This is a genomic window from Pseudomonas sp. O230, from assembly GCF_045447035.1.
Taxonomy (GTDB): Bacteria; Pseudomonadota; Gammaproteobacteria; order Pseudomonadales; family Pseudomonadaceae; genus Aquipseudomonas.
In genome coordinates, this window is sequence record NZ_JBJGXN010000001.1 from 264,408 (window position 1) to 285,624 (window position 21,217).

Genomic DNA, 21,217 nt, shown 5'->3' on the forward strand with positions numbered 1-21,217 from the left:
TAATGGCCTCTCCGCGAGCAAGCCCGCTCCCACATTTGTTTTGTGTTGTCTGTGAAAAATAACAATCCACAGGAGCGTGGAACATGCGTTGGGCGACTTATTTCGCCGTGTTGGCGTCGGTCTTGAGTGTCGGCCTGGCCCTGGGCGTCAGCATGCCGCTGGTGTCATTTCGCCTGGAAGGCTGGGGTTACGGCTCGTTTGCCATCGGCGTAATGGCCGCGATGCCGGCGATTGGCGTATTGCTGGGGGCGAAAATTTCCAGCCATCTGGCGGCGCGACTTGGCACGGCCAATCTGATGCGTTTGTGTCTGTGGGCCGGGGCGGCATCCATCGGTTTGCTGGCGCTGTTGCCGAGTTATCCGGTATGGCTGGTGCTGCGGCTGATGATCGGGGTGATCCTGACCCTCGTCTTCATCCTCGGTGAAAGCTGGATCAATCAATTGGTGGTCGAGCAGTGGCGCGGCCGTCTGGTGGCGCTGTATGGCAGCAGCTATGCCCTGAGTCAGTTGGCTGGGCCGCTGTTGCTGGGCGTTTTGGGCACCGAACACGATTATGGATTCTGGGTGGGTGTCTGCTTGCTCATGGTGGCACCGTTCCTGTTGCTCGGTCGCAGCGGTGCACCGACCAGTGAAGCCTGCAGCGTGACCTTCAGCGATTTGTGGGGGTTCTGCCGAGGCTTGCCGGCGATCGCCTGGGGCGTGGCGCTGTTCGCCGCGTTCGAGGCGATGATCCTGACCTTGCTGCCGGTCTATTGCCTGCGCCAGGGCTTCACCACAGAAATCGCGTTGGCCATGGTCAGCACCGTGGTGGTCGGGGATGCCTTGCTGCAACTGCCGATTGGCGCACTGGCGGATCGTCTTTCGCGACGTACGTTGTTCACCGGTTGCGCCGTGGTGCTGATGCTCTCGAGCCTGGCGATCCCGTTGCTGATCGACACGTTGCTGATCTGGCCGTTGTGGGTGCTGTTCGGCGCCAGTGCCGGGGGCTTGTTCACCCTGTCACTGATCCTGATCGGCGAGCGTTACCGCGACGATGCGCTGGTGCGGGCTAACGCGCACATTGCGCAACTGTGGGGCATTGGTTGTCTGATCGGGCCGTTGGCGGCTGGCGCCGGCAGTCAGTGGATCAGCGGTCATGCGTTGCCGTTGCTGATGGCGGCAGGGGCGTTCGGGTTGGTGATTTTGCTGATGCGTCAGGGGGCATTCGGCACTGTCCCCGAACCTGCCTGACTCCAAACTGCCAGTCACACACATATCCTGTGGGAGCGGGCTCGCCCGCGAAAGCGGTGTATCAGCTGAGAAAATAATGGCGGATGTATCGACCTCTTCGCGGGCAAGCCCGCTCCCACAGGGTTTTATAGTGCCTGCTACAGCATTTTCTCCAGACCCACCGCCTCACTCATCCAGGCGTTAAAACGGCGCCACATGCTTCCCGGTTCCTTGGTCAGCGTGTGCATTTTGCCGTCGTCTTCAGTCACCCAGACGATCCGGTCATTTTCCAGTTTCACCTGATAGCTCACGGGCGGCGCCATACCCTCCATGGCCGCTTTGCGCACATGCGCGGCGAGTTCGGGGCTGTCCACCAGCACCCCGACTTCGGTGTTCCAAAGCACTGAGCGTGGGTCGAAGTTGAACGAGCCGATGAAGGATTTCTGCTGGTCGAAGATCATCGCCTTGCTGTGCAGGCTGGAGTCGGAGCCCCGGAACGACTTGCCGTAGAAAATATGCGGCCCGCTGCCGCCGCCTTCGCCGGGCTGGCGACGCAATTCGTACAATTTCACGCCATGTTCCAGCAGCGCCCGGCGATAGGGCGCGTAACCGCCGTGCACTGCGGGCACGTCGGTGGCTTCCAGCGAGTTGGTCAGCAGGCTGACGGAGACTCCGGCATCGGCGCGGCCAGTAAGGTAAACCAGCCCTGGCTGGCCAGGCACAAAGTAAGCCGAGATCATGATCAGCTCTTTGCTGACCCCGGTCAGCTCGGGCGCCAACTGCGTGGTCAGCAGCAAGTGCGGGTCAGGCTCACCATCCGACAAAACCTTGCTCGGTGCGTCCCACAAGGCCTGGTTCCAGGCCCAGATCAGCTCCCGGCGCCAGATGTCCATGCGCGGGTTGGTGGTGTAAGTCATCAGCTGCTGATACAGCGCATGATTCTGCTTGCGCGTCTCTTCCAGCGACTCTTCCAGGCGCGTGCGGGTATTTTGCAGGTCCTTTTGTGTCGGTTTGCTCGACAGGAATTCATCGATCGGCTTGCTCAGTGCGCTGTTCCAGTACTGGTCGAAACTGTGGCCAAGCTGCTCGGCGACCGGGCCGACGCCCAGCATGTCGATGTCAGTGAAATTCAGGTTGGGCTCGGCATCGAAATATTCGTCCCCCAGGTTGCGGCCGCCGACGATGGCCGCGCTGTTGTCCGCCAGCCACAGCTTGTTGTGCATGCGCCGGTGTTGCAGCGACAGGTTTAACAGTCGGCCCAGGGTGCGCGTCACGCCCGTGGCCCGGCCCAGGTGCAGCGGGTTGAACAGGCGGATCTGGATCTGCGGGTGCGCGGCCAGCGTGGCGATGATCCAGTCGAGGCCGTCGCTGGTGGTGTCGTCGAGCAGGATTCTGACGCGCACGCCACGGTCGGCGGCTTTGAGCAACTCGTCCACCAGCATGCGAGTGCTGATGCCGTCGTGGACGATGTAGTACTGCAAGTCGAGGCTGCTTTGGGCGTTGCGGATCAACTCGGCGCGGGCCATGAAGGCTTCGCCGCTATTGGACAGCAGGCGAAAACCGGACTTGCCCTCGTGGGGTGCGGCCTGAGCCTGGATCGATCGCCCGAATGCCGAGTCGCTGGCGGGCAGCGCCTGACTCGGTTCGCGTTGAACATCGAGACTGGCGCAACCGCCCAGGAACGAGGCGAGTAGCAGAAGAGCGAGCAGGGGCTGTCTGACTCTCACGTGGGATCGTTCCGATTGGCGGCAGGTGTCGGCATATGGACGCTGGATTGCGCAGAAAGGTCAGTCGGCCCTGCTGTCGGTTTCCGCCAGCAGTTTAATTGCCGCGGCGCCGACCTTGCGCACCGCTTCTTCGATCTGCGCTGTTGGTTTGGCAGCGTAGTTCATACGCAGACAGTTACGGTATTTGCCCGAGGCAGAAAAGATGCTGCCGACGGCAATCTGTACGCCCTGGTCGTGCAAGGCTCGGTTCAGTTTCAGGGTGTCGAAGCCGTCAGGCAATTCGACCCAGAGCATGAAACTGCCTTGCGGGCGACTGGCGCGGGTACCTGCCGGGAAATAGCGGCTGACCCAATCGATCATCATGTCGCGATTGCGCTGGTATTGCGTGCGCATCCTCCGCAAATGCGGTTCGAAGTGACCGGCCTTGAGGAATTCGGCGATGGCAATCTGCGGTTGCGGCGCAGTACAGCCGGTGCTGATGTATTTCATGTGCAGCACCCGCTCCAGATAGCGGCCCGGTGCAACCCAACCGATGCGCAAACCCGGCGCGATCGTCTTGGAAAATGAGCTGCAAAGCAGGACGCGGCCGTCTTCGTCGAAGGATTTGATCGTGCGCGGTCGCGGGTAGTTGTAGGCCAGTTCGCCATACACATCGTCTTCGATGATCGCCACGTCGAAACGCTGTGCGAGCGTCAACAACGCGCGTTTTCGCGACTCCGGCATGATGTAGCCCAGCGGGTTGTTGCAGTTGGGGGTCAACTGTATGGCCTTGATCGGCCATTGTTCCAAGGCCAGTTCCAGCGCATCGAGGCTGATCCCGGTCAGTGGGTCGGTGGGGATTTCCAGGGCCTTCATGTTCAGGCCCTTGAGCGTCTGCATGGCGCCGTGAAAACTCGGCGAATCCACCGCGACGATGTCGCCCGGCTCGCAGATGGAACGAATGCTGGTGGACAGCGCTTCGTGGCAGCCGGTGGTGATCACCAGGTCGTTGGCGGTCAATTGGCATCCGGAGTCGAGCATCAGGCGGGCGATTTGCTCACGCAGTTCGAGGGTGCCGTGGATGTTGTCGTAATACAGACCGGGCATGTCCTGCCGTCGGCTGATACGCGCAAGGTTGCGCAGCAACGGTTTCATGGTCGGCGTGGTGATGTCCGGCATGCCGCGACCCAGTTGCACCACATCCTTGCGCGGCACTGCGCGGATCAGTTCCAGCACCTGATCCCACTGCGAGATATCTACGGGTCGTTGGGCCGGCCGGCCAATCGCCGGCAGCTCCGGCAGGTCGCGACTCACCGGGACGAAATAGCCGGACTTGGGTTTCGGCATCGCCAGGCCGCTGTCTTCCAGCACCCGATAGGCCTGCTGCACCGTGCTCAGGCTGACCCCATGTTCGACGCTCAACGCCCGCACCGACGGCAGCCGGTCACCGGGGCGATAGAAGCCCTGTTCGATCCGCGTGCCGAGCAATTCGGCGAGGTTGACGTAAAGGGTCATGGCGCAGTCTCGATGTGGGTGATTTCGTTAACCAGTACAGATCAGCTAAAAAATCAAGATTCAGAGGCTGAAGTACCAAATCTGTATGGAATTAATACTGTTAAGTTGAATCTGTAATGCTTTTCGCCGCCCACGCATCATGAAAGCTCTGGCTACCCAAGTAAACAGGAGCAATCAAAATGAACGGCTTGAGCGATGTGCGGCTGACGTTACGCAGTCAGGAACTGGCGGCAGGGCAAATCAACGGTACACGCGGGGCGCAGATGCGCAATGCACCGTCCGGCCTGAGTCGCTGGGGTCTGTTCTGGCATCGTCTGCACACGCGCAAGGCGTTGCTGGAGCTGACGCCTGAGCAGTTGAAGGATGTCGGGTTGAGTCGGGAGCAGGCGCGGGAGGAGGGGCTTAAGCCGTTCTGGCGGATCTGAGACTGGCGGTGTTCGTTAGATCCATTCGCGAGCAAGTCCGCTCCCACATTTGATCGTCGTCGAACACCCAATCCATGTTCGCTGAAGACCTAATGTGGGAGCGGGCTTGCTCGCGAAGGCGTCAGTGAGGGCACTGAGATTTCTCAGACCAACTCTTTAAGCCGATGCCACAACATCCCCAGCGCCAACAACGGCGAGCGCAAATGCTTCCCTCCCGGGAATGTCATGTGCGGCACCTTCGCAAACAGATCGAACCCGCCACCCTGTTGCCCACTGATCGCCTCGGCCAACAACTTGCCCGCCAGATGCGTGGCATTCACCCCGTGACCGGAATAAGCCTGAGCGTAAAACACGTTCGGCTGGTCCTTGAGTCGGCCGATCTGCGGTAACCGATTGGCGCCGATGCCAATCATCCCGCCCCACTGATAATCGATTTTCACCCCACTCAACTGCGGGAAAACCTCGAGCATCTTCGGCCGCATGTACGCGGCGATATCCTTGGGGTCGCGACCTGAATAATGGCAGGCGCCACCAAACAGCAAGCGGCGATCCGCCGAGAGCCGGTAGTAATCCAGCGCCACCCGCTGATCGCAGACTGCCATGTTCTGCGGCAGCAAGGCGTGGGCCTGTTCTTCACTCAAGGGCTCGGTGGCGATGATGTAACTGCCGGCCGGCAACACTTTGCCGCTGAGCTCGGGGTTGAGTTGGTTGAGATAGGCATTGCAGCCCATCACCAACGTCTTCGCGCGTACCGAACCCTGGGCCGTGTGGACGTTGACTTCGGGGCCGTAATCGATGCGGATTACCGCCGATTGTTCGAACAACTCTGCACCCAGTTGCTGCGCGGCGGCGGCTTCGCCCAGTGCCAGATTCAGTGGGTGCAAATGGCCCGAGCCCATGTCGATCAGTCCGCCGACGTAGCGGTCGGAACCCACCACCGAATGCATTTCATGAGCTTGCAGCAAACGGGTTTCGTAGCGGTAGCCGAGGCTGCTCAGTTCTTCGGCGTCTTCGGCGAAGCCTTCCAGGTCGCGGGGTTTGTTGGCGAGATCGCAGTAACCCCACGTCAGGTCGCAAGGGATCTGAAAACGCTCGACCCGCTGTCGGACGATTTCCACCGCTTCCAGCCCCATCAGTTTCATCTGACGCACACCGTCCGCGCCGATCACGTGGGCGAATTGATCGAGCCCATGGCCGACGCCACGAATCAGCTGCCCACCGTTGCGGCCGCTGGCGCCCCAGCCAATCTTGTGCGCTTCGAGCAGCACCACGCTGAGGCCGCGTTCTGCCAGCTCAAGGGCTGTGTTCAGCCCGGAAAACCCGCCGCCGACCACGCACACGTCGGCCACCCGTTCGCCTTGCAACACCGGATACTCGGGCTGCGGCAAGCTGCTGGCGGCGTAATACGAGGCAGTGTGCTGAGCACGGGCATTCATGCGCGTCATCCTGATTTTTGTGTTTGGAAAATTTGACGGAGCATAAGCCGGACCTTCCGGCACGGGCAACACTGGTCGGTTGTGGCTGTCTGGATCGGCGCGTTTGCGTCAGAATCGCGCTTCAGTCCGCTTTAGGTCACCGTTTCGATGAGCTGCAACAGTCAGAAAATTCGCACGCTACGCCAGCAGATTCCCTCGTTCGAGTGCGTGCCCGGCTGCCATGACTGCTGCGGGCCGGTGACCACTTCGCCCGAAGAGATGTCCCGCCTGCCGCGCAAGACCCGCGCCGAGCAGGATGCGGCGATGGATGAACTTAACTGCGTTCACTTAGGGCCGAACGGCTGCACGGTGTATGACGAGCGACCGTTGATTTGCCGGTTGTTCGGGACCACCAAGACATTGCCGTGCCCCAATGGGCGGGGGCCGGTGGAGTTGATTCATCCGCGGGTGGAGAAGCAGATTCATGAGTACATGGCGTCGACCCGACAGGTCCTCGTCTGAGCGAAGACCGAGTCGCCTGTAATCGCTAGCAGACTAGCCCCCAAAATGGGTCCGTGTCGCAACCGGACTTGTGTGCGCTGAAGATCAACTGTGGGAGCTAGCCTGCTAGCGATGAAGCCTGAACAGGCACCACAAAGTCTCAATCCGGAATCGGAAGACTCAAGCTCTCCTTCACTTCCTCCATCACGATATAGCTCTTCGATTCCCGCACATGCGGGAGTTTGAGCAGGATGTCGCCCAGCAGCTTGCGATACGAGGCCATCTCGGAAATCCGCGCCTTCACCAAATAGTCGAAATCCCCTGACACCAAGTGGCACTCCAGCACATGGGGTAATTTCAGCACCGCGCGTCGGAACTCTTCGAAAGTATCGCCGGATTTGTAGTCGAGGCTGATCTCGACGAACACCAGCAGACTACCCTTAAGGTGCTGCGGATTCAGCCGGGCGTTGTAGCCCATGATGATCCCTTCGCGCTCCAGGCGCCGGACCCGCTCGGTGCAGGGCGTGGTCGAGAGCCCGACCTTTTCCCCGAGCTCGGTGAAGGAGATACGCCCGTCCGCTTGCAGGATCCGCAGGATGTTGCGGTCGATCTTGTCCAGCTCACGTTTGGTCTGAGTGTTGGTACGCATAGGGGATGCGCCTCCGTGAAAAGCGTTTTTGCCGAGAATTGTCGCCAAATATAGGCACTTATATAGTGAAATGCACTGGCTAATCTTTTTTAAACTGCCCACATCTACGGTCTGAACTACAAACGTCAGCGGCACGCCGCGATGAGGGATATGAAAATGCGCGTTATGGTCTTGGGTAGCGGCGTCATCGGTACCACCAGTGCTTATTATCTGGCGCGTGCCGGGTTTGAAGTGGTGGTGGTGGACCGTCAGCCGGCTGCGGCCATGGAGACCAGTTTCGCCAACGCCGGGCAAGTCTCTCCGGGTTATGCCTCGCCGTGGGCCGCGCCGGGTGTGCCGCTCAAGGCCATCAAGTGGCTGTTGCAGCGCCACGCACCGCTGGCGATCAAGGCCACCGCCGACATCGACCAATACCTGTGGATGGCGCAGATGCTGCGCAACTGCACCGCCAGCCGTTACGCGGTCAACAAGGAGCGCATGGTCCGTCTGTCCGAGTACAGCCGTGACTGCCTCGACGAATTGCGCGCTGAAACCGGTATTGCCTACGAAGGCCGCAGCCTTGGTACCACGCAACTGTTCCGCACCCAGGCTCAGCTCGACGGCGCCGCGAAAGACATCGCCGTACTGAAAGAGTCCGGCGTGCCGTTCGAATTGCTCGACCGTGCCGGCATTGCCCGCGTTGAACCGGCGCTGGCCAACGTTACCGACATCCTCGCCGGCGCCCTGCGACTGCCGAACGACCAGACCGGCGATTGCCAGATGTTCACCGTTCGACTGGCCGAAATGGCCGTGAAGCTCGGTGTTGAGTTCCGCTTTGGCCAGGACATTCAGCGCCTCGACTACGCGGGTGACCGCATCAATGGTGTGTGGATCGACGGCAAGCTGGAAACCGCGGACCGTTATGTCCTGGCACTCGGCAGCTACTCGCCGCAACTGCTCAAGCCGCTGGGCATCAAGGCTCCGGTGTATCCGCTCAAGGGTTACTCCCTGACTGTACCGATCACCAACCCGGCAATGGCCCCGACTTCGACCATTCTCGACGAGACCTACAAGGTCGCGATCACCCGTTTCGACAACCGTATCCGCGTCGGCGGCATGGCAGAAATCGCCGGTTTTGATCTGGCGCTGAACCCGCGTCGACGCGAAACCCTGGAGATGATCGTCAACGACCTTTATCCTCAGGGCGGCGATTTGGCCCAGGCGAGTTTCTGGACCGGTCTGCGTCCGACCACGCCGGACGGTACGCCGATTGTGGGTGCGACGCCGTTCAGCAACCTGTTCCTGAACACTGGTCACGGCACGCTCGGCTGGACCATGGCGTGCGGTTCCGGCCGTTTGCTGGCCGACCTGATGGCGAAGAAAACGCCGCAGATCAGCGCCGAAGGCCTCGATATTTCCCGTTATGGCAGCAAAATCCAGGAGTCCGCAAAACATGGCAATCCAGCGCCAGCTCACCAATGAGCGCATGAGTCAGATCGTCGCTCACAACGGTACGGTGTATCTGGCAGGGCAGGTCGGCGATGACATGAGCGCCGGGATTGAACAGCAGACTCGCGAAACCCTCGCCAATATTGAGCGTTTGCTCGATCTGGCGGGTACCGACAAGCACCATTTGCTCTCGGTGACGATTTACCTGAAAGACATCGACGCGCACTTCGAAGGCATGAACGCGGTGTGGGATAAGTGGCTGCCTAAAGGCGTTGCCCCGGCCCGTGCGACGGTTGAATCGAAGCTGTGCGAACCGCAAATCCTGATCGAGCTGTCGGTTGTAGCCGCGCTGCCGTAAGCCTGTCAGAAAGATCCCTCTTCCGGTGCTGTTGGCGGTTCACGCCGTCAGCCAGCGCCGGATTTTATTCCCATGACCGCCTAGAAGCCCTGCCGCCATGCGCCCAGCCCGTGCCCTGATCGACCTTCAAGCCCTGCGCCACAACTTCCAGATCGCCCGTGAACTCACCGGGGCCAAGGCCCTCGCGGTGATCAAGGCGGATGCCTACGGCCATGGCGCGGTGCGTTGTGCCCAGGCGCTGGAAGCCGAGGCGGACGGGTTTGCCGTCGCCTGCATCGAAGAAGCGCTGGAGCTGCGCGCCGCGGGCATTCGGGCGCCGGTGTTGTTGTTGGAAGGTTTTTTCGAAGCCGATGAACTGGCGCTGATCGTCGAGCATGATTTCTGGTGTGTGGTGCATTCTCTGTGGCAACTCGAAGCCATCGAAAAAGCCGCGCTGAGCAAGCCGATCACGGTCTGGCTTAAGCTTGATTCGGGCATGCACCGGGTCGGTCTGCATCCAAAGGATTACCAGGCGGGCTATCAGCGTCTGCTGGCGAGTGGCAAGGTCGCGAAAGTGGTGCTGATGAGCCACTTCGCCCGCGCCGATGAGCTGCACAGCCAAGCCAGCGCCGAGCAGGTGGCGGTATTTGAAGCGGCGCGTCAGGGCTTGGCGGCCGAGGTCAGCCTGCGCAACTCGCCGGCAGTGCTCGGTTGGCCGCAGATTCCCAGCGACTGGGTTCGTCCGGGCATCATGCTCTACGGCGCCACGCCGTTCGAGGAAGCCAACGCCACGGCGTCGCGCTTGCAACCGGTGATGACCCTGGAATCGAAAGTGATTTGCGTGCGTGAGCTGCCGGCCGGTGAGCCGATTGGTTACGGCGCCAAATTCATCACTCAGAAGCCGATGCGCGTTGGCGTGGTGGCCATGGGTTATGCCGATGGCTATCCGCGTCACGCACCGACCGGTACGCCAGTGATGGTTGCCGGTCAGCGCAGCCAGTTGATCGGCCGGGTGTCGATGGACATGCTCTGCATCGATCTGACCGATGTGCCGCAAGCCGGCCTCGGCTCAACCGTAGAGTTGTGGGGCAAAAACGTGCTCGCCAGCACCGTGGCGGAAGCCGCGGACACGATCCCCTACCAGATCTTCTGCAACCTGCGCCGGGTTCCGCTGCTCTATTCCGGGGCTTGACCCGAACCTCGCGAACCAGAAGTCGCCTCGCCGAACAGGATTCAGGCCAAAGTGTTGTAAATACTGAACGCTGTCGCCATGATAACGCTCAATATTTCTACAACCTGAATCCCTGGAGGCGCAAGCATTGGACGTCGGTGAACGACTGCAATCCATCCGTAAGCTCAAAGGTCTTTCGCAGCGTGAACTCGCCAAACGCGCGGGCGTCACCAACAGCACGATTTCGATGATCGAGAAGAATAGCGTCAGTCCATCGATCAGTTCGCTGCGCAAGGTTCTGGGCGGGATTCCCATGTCCATGGTCGAGTTCTTTTCCGAAGAGATCCTGCAGGAAAAACCGACTCAGATCGTCTACAAGGCTAACGAGCTGATCGATATTTCCGATGGCGCAGTGACCATGAAACTGGTCGGCCGGGCGCATCCGAGCCGCGCTATCGCCTTCCTCAACGAAATCTATCCGCCTGGCGCCGATACCGGTGACGAAATGCTCACCCATGAGGGCGAGGAAACCGGGATTCTGGTGGAAGGGCGTTTGGAACTGGTGGTCGGGCTGGAAACTTTTGTGCTTGAAGCCGGTGATAGCTACTACTTTGAAAGTACCAAGCCGCACCGTTTCCGTAATCCGTTCGATGCGCCGGCGCGACTAATCAGCGCAGCCACACCTGCGAATTTTTAAGAGAAGAGGCGTCCTGCCAGCACGGCAGCGGCACCCAACGGGTTTTTCCGCGGCGCAACAAGACCCCTTCGACTTTGGGGTTGTTTCAGTGCGGCGGGCTTACCGCTATACTTGCGCCCGCCTGCGAACCGTGGCCGTAGGCGTGACTAGCCACCATTGAGGGTGAACGCGTGAACCTAATTATGAAAATGCTGGCTGCACCAGCAACCGTATTGGCCCTATGGGCTGTCAGCGCTCAAGCTGCGACCAACGACGATATTGCCAAGCGCCTTGAGCCAGTTGGCCAGGTCTGCGTGACAGGTCAAGAGTGCAAGGGCATGGAAGTGGCTGCTGCTTCTGGCGGCGGCGGCGGTGCCAAGGCCCCTAAAGACGTGATTGCCAAACATTGCAATGCTTGCCACGGAACCGGCCTGCTGGGCGCGCCGAAAATCGGTGACAAGGCTGCCTGGAAAGAACGCGCCGATCACCAGGGCGGCCTCGACGGCATCCTGGCCAAAGCCATTACCGGTATCAATTCGATGCCGCCTAAAGGCACCTGCGCCGACTGCTCCGATGATGAGCTGAAAGGCGCCATCAAAGAGATGTCCGGCCTGTAAAACGCCAACATCTTTCGCGAAAAAGCCGCTTTCGAGCGGCTTTTTTGTGCCTGTTCACCTGGTTTCTGTAGGAGCCGGCTTGCCGGAGGTGAAGAAATACGCGGTGTGTCTGGCCAACCGCAGCGTCTGGATCGCCGGCAGGCCAGCTCCTACAGGTGATTTACTGCCCCGAGGCTGTTCAATGCAGCAAAGACCCGGCAAGCTCGGTCCAACCCCAATTCACGGAAAGTACGGGAGGATCAGATGGTGCAGCTGTGTTCTATTGAACAAGCGGTCGATGAGGTGTTGGCACGGTTGCCAGCGCATATCCACATGGGCCTGCCCCTCGGTCTGGGCAAACCCAACCACTTCGTCAACGCGCTGTATCAACGCGTGGCGCAATTGCCCGAACGGCAGCTGACGATCTATACCGCGCTGTGTCTGGGCCGTCCTGCATTGGGCGACGGTTTGCAGAAGCGCTTCCTTGAGCCCTTCATCGAGCGAGTGTTCGGCGACTACCCGGAGCTGGATTTCCTCGCGGGTCTGCGCAAGGACAACCTGCCGCCCAACATCCATGTTCAGCAGTTTTTCATGCAACCCGGCAGCCTGCTGCATAGCGTGTCCGCCCAGCAGGATTACATCAGCAGCAACTACAGTCATGCTGCGCGGGACATCAACGCTGCCGGTTTGAACCTGGTCGCGCAACTGGTGGCCAGCCACTCCGAACACCCGGATCGCCTGAGCCTGAGCTGCAACCCGGACATCACCCTCGACCTGTTCCCGATGATCGCCAAGCGCAGGGCGGCGGGGCAGACAGTCTTGCTCGTGGGCCAGGTGCACAACGACTTGCCGTACATGCCCGGCGACGCCGAAATCGGCATCGATACCTTCGACCTGCTGGTCGACGAGAAAGACAACACCACGCTGTTCTCGACGCCGAACATGCCGGTGGGTTTCCAGGACCATTTCATCGGATTACACGCCAGCGCCCTGGTTCGTGATGGCGGCACCTTGCAGATCGGCATCGGCGCCATGGGCGATGCGCTGACGGCGGCGTTGCTGGCGCGGCAGGCCGACAATGCCGGTTACAAGGCCTTACTGGCGGAGATCAATCTCAGCCAATGGGCGCAGTTGATCGACCGCGAGGGCGGCATCGAACCGTTCGCCAAAGGCCTTTACGGTTGCAGCGAAATGTTCGTCAACGGCTTGCTGGTGCTGGCCGACGCCGGGATCGTGCGGCGCAAGGTCTACCCGGATGTGGCCACTCAGCAACAGGCGAATGCCGGCACGCTGGACGAGGCTGCGCAGACCGACGGCATTTCGGTGCACGGCGGGTTTTTCCTCGGGCCGCGCAGCTTTTATGAACGCCTGCGCGAGCTGCCGCAAAGCAAACGGCTCGAATTCAACATGACCCGCATCAGCTACATCAACGAGCTCTACGGCCAGGAAGAGCTCAAACGCTTGCAGCGCCTGGATGCGCGCTTCATCAACACTGTGTTCACCATGACATTGCTTGGCGCCGGCGTGGCCGATCAACTCGAAGACGGACGGGTGCTCAGCGGTGTCGGCGGGCAATACAACTTCGTCGCCCAGGGCCATGCGCTGGAAGGCGCGCGTTCGATTCTGCTGCTGCGCAGCTGGCGCGAGGCGGGCGGGGAGGTCAGTTCCAACATCGTCTGGCAGTACGGCCATTGCACGATCCCGCGGCATCTGCGCGACATCGTGGTCACTGAATACGGCATCGCCGATTTGCGCGGCAAGACCGATGCGGCGGTGATCGAGGCGTTGCTCAACATCAGCGATTCACGTTTCCAGTCGGGGCTGATCGAGCAGGCGCAGAGCGCCGGCAAACTACCGAAGAATTTTCATCTCGATCCGCGCTTTGCCGACAACCATCCGGAACGCTTGCAGGCGATTCAGGCCGGACATCCGCAGTTGTTTCCGGAGTATCCGCTGGGGAGTGATTTCACGGCTGAAGAACGGGACCTGTTGCGGGCGCTGAACTGGTTGAAGAGCAAGTTCAAGCTGACGGAGATTCTGGAGTTGGGCAAGGCAGCACTGGATGCGCCGGAGCCGGCAGCGTTTCCTGAGCATCTGGAGCGGATGCAACTGACCAACCCGGAAGGCCTGAAAGAGGATTTGTTTCAGCGGTTGTTGCTCGCTGGCCTGAAAGCCACCGCGCAATAACGCCCAACGCAAAACCAACTGTGGGAGCTAGCAGGCTGGCTCCCACAGGGGATATACGGTGCTGCTGGTTATTCGATGAAGGTTACAACCCCATCCTTCAGCGACTGCACCCGAGCCAACGATTCAACCCGATAACCCTGCGCATCCAGTTCCGCACGCCCACCCTGGAACGACTTCTCGATCACGATGCCCAAACCGGCGACGGTCGCGCCGGCCTGTTTGATGATCGAGATCAGCGCCTGGGACGCCTTACCGTTGGCCAAAAAGTCATCGATGATCAGCACGCGGTCGCTGCTGGTCAGGTGGCGCGGGGAGATCGCCACGGTGCTTTCGGTCTGCTTGGTGAACGAGTAAACGGTCGCCGACAGCAGGTTTTCGGTCAGGGTCAGGGACTGATGCTTGCGCGCAAAGATCACCGGCACGCCGAGGTTCAGACCGGTCATGATCGCCGGGGCGATGCCCGAGGCTTCGATGGTGACGATCTTGGTGATGCCCGAGTCCTTGAACAGCGCGGCGAACTCGTCGCCGATCAGTTTCATCAGCGCCGGGTCGATCTGGTGGTTCAAAAAGGCGTCGACCTTCAGGACCTGATCGGAAAGCACGATGCCTTGTTCGCGAATTTTCTGGTGCAGTGCTTCCATGAAGCGTTCCTCTACTGGCGCCGTGTGCGCCTAGCTTGTCAAAAAGTGTTTGGTTGAAAAGTGCTCAATTCTAGCGCTTTAGCATCGCCCGTATATCCGCCAATGCGGTGTTGCCGCGAACGGCTTTGACTTCAACCGGCGTGTCGTCGGTGCCTTCCCAGGCCAGGTCGTCCGGCGGCAGTTCATCGAGGAAGCGGCTGGGCGCGCAGTCGATGATCTCGCCGTATTGCTTACGCTTGGCGGCGAAGGTGAAGGCCAGCGTCTGACGTGCGCGGGTAATGCCAACGTAGGCCAGGCGGCGTTCTTCTTCGATGGTGTCGGCTTCGATGCTGGAGCGGTGCGGGAGGATTTCCTCTTCCATGCCCATGATGAACACGTAAGGGAATTCCAGCCCCTTGGAGGCATGCAAGGTCATCATCTGCACGCCTTCGGCGCCGTCTTCCTCTTCCTGCTGACGTTCCAGCATGTCGCGCAGGACGAGTTTGCCGATGGCGTCCTCGACGGTCATTTCGCCTTCTTCGTCTTTCTCCAGGGTGTTTTTCAACGCCTCGATCAGGAACCAGACGTTACCCATGCGGTAGTCGGCGGCCTTGTCGCTGGAGCTGTTGGTGCGCAGCCAGTTCTCGTAGTCGATGTCCATGACCATGCTGCGCAGCGCCGAGATCGGGTCTTCGCCGGCGCACTGCTCGCGAACCTTGTCCATGAAACGCTTGAAGCGCGACAGGCGATCGGTGAACCGCGCATCCAGGTGTTCGCCCAGACCGATTTCGTCGGTGGCGGCGTACATCGAGATTTTGCGCTCGGTGGCGTAGTTACCGAGCTTTTCCAGGGTAGTCGAACCGATCTCCCGGCGTGGGACGTTGATTACCCGCAGGAAGGCGTTGTCGTCATCCGGGTTCACGATCAGGCGGAAGTAGGCCATCAGGTCTTTGACTTCCTGACGTCCGAAGAAGCTGTTGCCGCCGGACAGGCGATACGGAATCTGGTGGTGCTGCAGCTTCAGCTCGATCAGCTTGGCCTGGTAGTTACCGCGATACAGGATCGCGAAATCGCTGTACGGCCGGTCCGTGCGCAAGTGCAGGGTCAGCAGTTCGACCGCCACGCGCTCGGCTTCGGCGTCTTCGTTGCGGCAGCGGATCACGCGGATCTCGTCGCCGTGGCCCATCTCGCTCCACAGTTGTTTTTCAAACTCGTGCGGGTTGTTCGAGATCAGCACGTTGGCGCAACGCAGGATACGGCTGGTGGAGCGATAGTTTTGCTCCAGCATCACCACTTTCAGGGACGGGTAGTCGTCCTTGAGCAGCATCAGGTTTTCCGGGCGGGCGCCACGCCAGGCGTAGATCGACTGGTCGTCGTCGCCGACCACGGTGAACTGGTTGCGCGTGCCGATCAGCAGCTTCACCAGCAAATACTGGCTGGCGTTGGTGTCCTGGTATTCGTCCACCAGCAGGTAGCGGACTTTGTTCTGCCACTTTTCGAGGATGTCGGCGTGTTCCTGGAACAGTTTCACCGGCAGCAGGATCAGGTCGTCGAAGTCCACCGCGTTGAACGCCTTGAGCGTGCGCTGGTAGTGGGTGTAGACGATGGCGGCGGTCTGTTCCTTGGGGTTGCGCGCGTTTTCCAGGGCTTCGGCGGGCAGGATCAGGTCGTTTTTCCACGAGCCGATCATGTTCTTGATCTCGTCGACGCCGTCGTCGCCGGCGTATTCCTTCTGCATGATGTCGGTCATCAGGGCTTTGACGTCGGTCTCGTCGAAAATCGAGAAGCCCGGTTTGTAGCCCAGCCGCGCGTGTTCCTTGCGGATGATGTTCAGACCCAGGTTGTGGAAGGTGCACACCGTCAGGCCACGGCCTTCGCCGCCCTTGAGCAGGGTGCCGACCCGTTCCTTCATCTCGCGCGCAGCCTTGTTGGTAAAGGTCATGGCGACGATGTACTGGGCGCGGATGCCGCAGTTCTGGATCAAGTGCGCAATCTTGCGCGTGATCACGCTGGTCTTGCCGGAGCCTGCACCGGCGAGCACCAAAAGAGGGCCGCCGACGTAGCTCACGGCTTCTTGCTGCCGGGGATTGAGTCGGGACATACGAAATCAGGGAGTCGTTTGCGAAATGGGCCGGCATTTTAACAGGCTCAGCGAATTGTGCTGCTCTCTCCGACTTGTGACGCAGCACGCGATCTATATTTGCCGGTTTTGTTACTTTCACGCAGGATGCGCGATGAATTTGCGACTAATGTTCGTAATTCCGGATACAAAGGTCTCGTTTGATAACTGATGTCGTTGGTCATTGGTTATCGGCACGGCATAATGCCCGCCGCCTACATCATTGCAGAGTCTAGGGAGCTAGCTTGTCTACGCCTGTCGAACCCTTGCGTTTGCTGCTATTGGCCGAAGAGCCAGCGTGGGCAGCGTTGTTGCGCGAGTGTCTGGCTCCGATGGGGAGCTCGGCCGTGCTCATCAGCGCTCCGAGCTGGGAGTCGGTCAGCGCTCTGTTCGATGACAACCGCAGCGCGGTGTTGTTGACGATCCCGGCCCTTCAGCCGGCGCCCGGCCGTTGCAATTTGCCAACGGTGTTGCTGCTCGAACAAGAGCCGCTGTTGCCGCCCGACGGCGTGAGCGACTGGCTGGTGCGCGATCATCTCGACCCTGGCATGTTGCGCCGTTGCCTGCGCCATGTGCGCGAGCGCGGCGTGTTGGAAAACACCCTGCAACGCCTGGCCGAGCAAGACCCGCTGACCGGCATCGCCAACCGCCAGGGTTTCCAGACCTTGCTGGCCGCGCGCCTGGCAGAAAACGACGGACGTGGCCTGGCCCTCGGTCATCTCGACCTCGACAACTTCCGCCACGCCAACGACGCCCTCGGCCATCAGGCCGGCGACCGGTTGATCCTGCAAGTGGTCGCGCGCCTGAAAAGCCAGCTCGAGGCCGGCGATCAACTGGCGCGGCTGGGCAGCGATGAATTTGCCCTGCTGATCGACACCCGCCGCGCGCCGCAACGCGCCGAGTGGATGGCTGAACGCATCACCGAAGCGTTGGCCGAGCCTTATTGGGTCGACGGCGAAAGCCTGTTGATCGGCTCCAGCCTTGGCATTGCCCACGCCCGCGCCCAAGCCGGCGCCGACCCGCTGATGTGGCACGCGCACATCGCCATGCAGCAGGCCAAGAGCACCCAAGGCTGCACCTTTCACATCTTTAACGAACGCATCAACCGCAATGCCCGCAGCATGGCCGACCTCGAAAGCGAGCTGCGCCGGGCGTTGCGTCGCGATGAGCTGGAACTGCATTACCAGCCACGCCTGAACCTGGAGGACGGCCAGATCGTCGGCCTCGAAGCGCTGGTGCGTTGGCGCCATGCCGAGCGCGGGTTGTTGCCGCCAAGCGAGTTCGTGCCGCTGGCCGAGCAAAGCGGTTTGATCGTGCCGCTCGGTTACTGGGTGATTTCCCGCGCGTTGCGCGACATGCAGGCGTTGCGTGAGCGCGGTTTGCCGGCGCTGCACATGGCGATCAACCTGTCGTTCCGGCAGTTTCAGGACAGCCAGTTGCTCTCGACCCTGAGCCGGCTGATTACCGAACGTGGCGTCGAGGCGCAATGGCTGGAGTTCGAGCTGACCGAAACCGCCGTCATGCGCCGCAGCGATCTGGTCAAGCAGACGATGGATGCCCTCGGGCGCCTGGGCGTGCGCTTCTCCCTCGATGACTTCGGCACCGGGTTTTCGTCCTTCGTGCACCTCAACAGCCTGCCGATTGCCTTGTTGAAGGTCGACAAGAGTTTCGTCGGCGGGATGGAAGGGCGCGAAGAGAATCGCAAACTGGTGCACGCGATGATCAACCTGGCGCACAACCTCAATCTGGAAGTGGTCGCCGAGGGCGTGGAAACGCCGGAGCAGCTGGATCTGTTGCGCGGGTTTGGTTGCGATCAGGTGCAAGGCTATCTGATCAGCAAGCCGTTGCCGTTGGCGGAGCTGATAGATTATTTGACGTTTGGCAGCAGCCAGCAGCCCGTACTGGAAATCGTGAGCTAACCCCGAACGAAATGTGGGAGCGGGCTTGCTCGCGAATGCGGTGTCAGTCACATCAATGCTGAATGACACGCCGCATTCGCGAGCAAGCCCGCTCCCACAGGGGGATCTCAGTCTGGCTGAGGGACCTCGAAACGCTGCTGTTGCGAAGGCTCCCGCCGAATCATCCGCTTCATCTTCCACTCGAACGCCAGCGTCAGGCTCACCGCCGCGCACGCCAATCCCAACGCCAATCCCCACCAGACGCCCGTCGGCCCCCAGTGCAAATGGAACGCCATCCACCACGCGGCCGGCGCGCCAATCAGCCAGTAGCAACCCAACCCAACCAGAAACGTGGTCTTGGCGTCCTTGAGCCCGCGAATACAGCCCATGGCGATGGTTTGCGTGCCGTCGAACAGCTCGAACCACGCCGCCACTGCCAGCAGGCTCACCGCCAGTTCGATGACTGGGCGGAAGGCCGGGTCATTGTGGTCCAGGAACAGGCCGATCAATTGATTCGGCAATAGCCAGAAGACCATCGCGAAGCCGAGCATCGAAGCCGCGCCGAAAACGATCCCGACTCGACCGGCCAATCGAGCGTCCAGCAGATTCCCGGCGCCGTAATGCTGGCCGATGCGCATGGTGATCGCATAGGAAAGCCCCGCCGGAATCATGAACGCCACCGAGACGATCTGCAGCGCGATCTGGTGCGCGCCCAGTTGCGTGCTGCCCATGGTGCCCATGCACAGCGCGGCGAAGGCAAACAGCCCGACTTCCACCGCGTAGGTGCCGCCAATCGGCAGGCCGAGACGCCACAGCTCTTTCAAGTACTGCCGGTTTGGCCGCGAAAGACCCTGGCGCAATGGATACGCGTCGTACGCCGGGTGCCGTCGAATGTGCATCGCCAACGCCACGGCCATCAGGTTGGCGACAATCGCCGTGACCAGACCGATGCCCACCAGGCCCATTTTCGGCAGGCCGAACATCCCGGTGATCAACGCATAATTGAGCACGAAGTTGGCTACCGTGCCGCCGAGGCTGATGACCATCACCGGCGTCGCCCGGCCAATCGCGCTGGTGAAGCCGCGCAGGGCCATGAAGCTCAGGTAGCCGGGCAGGGCGAACGGCAGGAATGTCAGGAACAGCCCGGCCGAGTGCACATTGGTTTCGGTTTGGCCGAACAGCAGCAGCACCGGTTTGAGGTTCCACAGCAGCAACCCGGCCACCAATGCCATCAACCACGCCAGCCACAACCCGGCCTGGGTCAGCCGCGCCGCACCGACGATATCGCCCGCGCCCTGACGGATCGCCACCAGGGTGCCGACCGCCGCAATCACGCCGATGCAAAAGATCGACACAAACGAATAGGTCGCCGCGCCGAGTCCACCCCCGGCCAACGCCTCGGGGCTCAGGCGCGCCATCATCAAGGTGTCGGTTAGGACCATCAGCATGTGCGCCAACTGCGAGGCAATCAACGGCCCCGCCAGCCGCAGGATGGCCCAGAGTTCAATACGCGCTGGATGCTGCATGGTCATCACGCTCTAGGGTCAAAGAGAACAGGAAAGCGTCGATTCTCGGCGCTCTGCAGGGTTTGCACAAAGGGATAAAAAGGATGGGTGGCATGATTAAAACTCATCCTGAGGAGATTCTGATAAGTTGACGCCATTGCGCTATGGGAGCTTTCCGAATGTCTCGTCGTCTTCCTCCCTTATATGCCCTTCGCGCATTTGAAGCGGCGGCGCGGCATAGCTCGTTTACCCGTGCCGCTGAAGAGTTGTCGATTACCCAGAGTGCGGTCAGTCGGCACATTCGTACGCTCGAAGAGCACTTTGCCTGTCGGCTGTTTCACCGCAGCGGGCGCAACTTGCAACTGACCGAGTCGGCGCGGCTGATCCTGCCGGGCATTCGCGAAGGCTTCACCGCCCTTGAGCGCGCCTGCAATACCTTGCGCGCCGAAGATGACATCCTGCGCATGAAGGCGCCGTCGACCCTGACCATGCGCTGGCTGCTGGCGCGGCTCAGCCGCTTCCGCCACCTGCAACCGGGTAACGAGGTGCAACTGACCAGCGCCTGGATGGACGTCGACTCGGTGGACTTCAATCATGAGCCGTTCGACTGCGCCGTGATCCTCAGCAACGGGCATTTTCCGCCGGACTGGGAAGCGAGTCTGCTGTTCCCGGAGGAACTGATTCCGGTCGGCGCACCGAATCTTTTGAAGGATCAACCGTGGGACGTCGCGCGCCTGGCCCAGGCCGAATTGCTGCACCCGACGCCGGACCGACGTGACTGGCGCAACTGGCTGGAGCGTATGGGGCTGACGGATCAAGTGTCGCTCAAGGGCGGGCAAGTGTTCGATACGCTGGAGCTGGGGATGATTGCCGCCGCCCGGGGTTATGGCGTGTCGATGGGCGATCTTTTGATGGTGGCCGAGGATGTGGCGCAGGGCCGTCTGAGTTTACCGTGGCCGACCGCCGTCGCCAGCGGTGAGCATTATTACCTCGTCTGGCCGAAAACACGCCCCGGAGGTGAACGTTTGCGCCGCCTCAGCGATTTCCTGCAAAGCGAAGCGCAGGCGATGAAATTGCCGGACGTCGAACACTTGAGCTGAATCGATAGAGCCCTCGAAATAGCGGCCTTGAGCCATATCCGGGCTTTTTACTCAAGTATTCAGATTTGCCGCCGAAAATCTGCAGATGGAACCTTCGTGCAGGTTCGACGCAATTCCCATTATTAAAAAAGTTGCTGAGAGCCGATCAATGAAGATCCGGC

The 21,217-nt window shown here is 60.7% G+C and carries 18 protein-coding genes; 11 read left to right on the forward strand and 7 right to left on the reverse strand.

Annotation, left to right across the window (positions count from 1 at the left end):
* Positions 1–83: 83 nt before the first annotated feature.
* The gene (locus ACI77H_RS01295) at positions 84–1,229 is read left to right on the forward strand and encodes an MFS transporter (protein ID WP_407009996.1); all 1,146 of its coding nucleotides are present in this window, start codon (positions 84–86) and stop codon (positions 1,227–1,229) included.
* Positions 1,230–1,366: 137 nt separating this feature from the next.
* On the opposite strand, the gene ACI77H_RS01300 is transcribed toward ACI77H_RS01295, so the two are convergent.
* Positions 1,367–2,935: a phospholipase D family protein gene (locus tag ACI77H_RS01300; protein ID WP_407009997.1), complete on the reverse strand. Its 1,569-nt coding sequence runs from the start codon at positions 2,933–2,935 to the stop codon at positions 1,367–1,369.
* 60 nt (positions 2,936–2,995) lie between these two features.
* On the reverse strand, positions 2,996–4,429 hold the full coding sequence (locus ACI77H_RS01305; protein WP_407009998.1) for a PLP-dependent aminotransferase family protein: 1,434 nt from the start codon (positions 4,427–4,429) through the stop codon (positions 2,996–2,998).
* Positions 4,430–4,608: 179 nt separating this feature from the next.
* Here ACI77H_RS01305 and ACI77H_RS01310 point away from each other — a divergent pair, with 179 nt between their 5' ends.
* Entirely contained in the window at positions 4,609–4,854 is a 246-nt protein-coding gene (locus tag ACI77H_RS01310) for a DUF1127 domain-containing protein (protein ID WP_407009999.1), read from the forward strand.
* Positions 4,855–4,997: 143 nt separating this feature from the next.
* Here ACI77H_RS01310 and ACI77H_RS01315 read toward each other — a convergent pair whose 3' ends face one another.
* Positions 4,998–6,290, reverse strand: a complete 1,293-nt coding sequence (locus tag ACI77H_RS01315; RefSeq protein ID WP_407010000.1) for an NAD(P)/FAD-dependent oxidoreductase — start codon at positions 6,288–6,290, stop codon at positions 4,998–5,000.
* Positions 6,291–6,437: 147 nt separating this feature from the next.
* Between ACI77H_RS01315 and ACI77H_RS01320 the strand changes: the two genes are divergently transcribed.
* Positions 6,438–6,791: a YkgJ family cysteine cluster protein gene (locus ACI77H_RS01320; protein ID WP_007947437.1), complete on the forward strand. Its 354-nt coding sequence runs from the start codon at positions 6,438–6,440 to the stop codon at positions 6,789–6,791.
* Between the two features lie 139 nt (positions 6,792–6,930).
* Here ACI77H_RS01320 and ACI77H_RS01325 read toward each other — a convergent pair whose 3' ends face one another.
* Positions 6,931–7,419 carry an Lrp/AsnC ligand binding domain-containing protein gene (locus ACI77H_RS01325; RefSeq protein ID WP_003177284.1) on the reverse strand — a complete coding sequence of 163 codons (489 nt, stop codon included), beginning with the start codon at positions 7,417–7,419 and terminating at the stop codon, positions 6,931–6,933.
* 156 nt (positions 7,420–7,575) lie between these two features.
* Here ACI77H_RS01325 and dadA point away from each other — a divergent pair, with 156 nt between their 5' ends.
* From dadA to ACI77H_RS01355, 6 genes are all read left to right on the forward strand, one after another.
* Positions 7,576–8,880, forward strand: a complete 1,305-nt coding sequence (gene dadA / locus ACI77H_RS01330; protein ID WP_407010001.1) for a D-amino acid dehydrogenase — start codon at positions 7,576–7,578, stop codon at positions 8,878–8,880.
* Complete coding sequence (locus ACI77H_RS01335) at positions 8,852–9,205, forward strand: RidA family protein (protein WP_407010002.1); 354 nt, start codon at positions 8,852–8,854, stop codon at positions 9,203–9,205. Before dadA ends, ACI77H_RS01335 begins: the two co-directional genes overlap by 29 nt.
* Before the next feature lie 97 nt (positions 9,206–9,302).
* The gene (gene alr / locus ACI77H_RS01340; protein ID WP_407010003.1) at positions 9,303–10,376 is read left to right on the forward strand and encodes an alanine racemase; all 1,074 of its coding nucleotides are present in this window, start codon (positions 9,303–9,305) and stop codon (positions 10,374–10,376) included.
* A 127-nt stretch (positions 10,377–10,503) separates the two neighbouring features.
* Complete coding sequence (locus ACI77H_RS01345; RefSeq protein WP_007947433.1) at positions 10,504–11,052, forward strand: cupin domain-containing protein; 549 nt, start codon at positions 10,504–10,506, stop codon at positions 11,050–11,052.
* Positions 11,053–11,234: 182 nt separating this feature from the next.
* Positions 11,235–11,648 (forward strand): c-type cytochrome, encoded by a 414-nt coding sequence (locus ACI77H_RS01350; protein ID WP_407010342.1) that lies wholly within the window; start codon positions 11,235–11,237, stop codon positions 11,646–11,648.
* A gap of 243 nt (positions 11,649–11,891) precedes the next feature.
* Complete coding sequence (locus tag ACI77H_RS01355; RefSeq protein WP_407010004.1) at positions 11,892–13,814, forward strand: acetyl-CoA hydrolase/transferase C-terminal domain-containing protein; 1,923 nt, start codon at positions 11,892–11,894, stop codon at positions 13,812–13,814.
* Positions 13,815–13,882: 68 nt separating this feature from the next.
* Here the strand turns inward: ACI77H_RS01355 and ACI77H_RS01360 are convergent, their stop codons facing one another.
* Together ACI77H_RS01360 and rep are read right to left on the reverse strand one after the other, a co-directional pair.
* Positions 13,883–14,455 carry a xanthine phosphoribosyltransferase gene (locus ACI77H_RS01360; RefSeq protein ID WP_109626693.1) on the reverse strand — a complete coding sequence of 191 codons (573 nt, stop codon included), beginning with the start codon at positions 14,453–14,455 and terminating at the stop codon, positions 13,883–13,885.
* Between the two features lie 70 nt (positions 14,456–14,525).
* Entirely contained in the window at positions 14,526–16,535 is a 2,010-nt protein-coding gene (gene rep, locus ACI77H_RS01365) for a DNA helicase Rep (protein WP_150631362.1), read from the reverse strand.
* Positions 16,536–16,798: 263 nt separating this feature from the next.
* Here rep and ACI77H_RS01370 point away from each other — a divergent pair, with 263 nt between their 5' ends.
* Positions 16,799–18,472 (forward strand): putative bifunctional diguanylate cyclase/phosphodiesterase, encoded by a 1,674-nt coding sequence (locus ACI77H_RS01370; RefSeq protein ID WP_407010005.1) that lies wholly within the window; start codon positions 16,799–16,801, stop codon positions 18,470–18,472.
* Between the two features lie 107 nt (positions 18,473–18,579).
* Here the strand turns inward: ACI77H_RS01370 and ACI77H_RS01375 are convergent, their stop codons facing one another.
* Complete coding sequence (locus tag ACI77H_RS01375) at positions 18,580–19,977, reverse strand: NorM family multidrug efflux MATE transporter (protein WP_407010006.1); 1,398 nt, start codon at positions 19,975–19,977, stop codon at positions 18,580–18,582.
* 158 nt (positions 19,978–20,135) lie between these two features.
* Here ACI77H_RS01375 and ACI77H_RS01380 point away from each other — a divergent pair, with 158 nt between their 5' ends.
* A complete protein-coding gene (locus tag ACI77H_RS01380) occupies positions 20,136–21,056 on the forward strand; it encodes a LysR substrate-binding domain-containing protein (RefSeq protein WP_407010007.1) in 921 nt (306 codons plus the stop codon).
* The last annotated feature ends 161 nt before the right edge of the window (positions 21,057–21,217 follow it).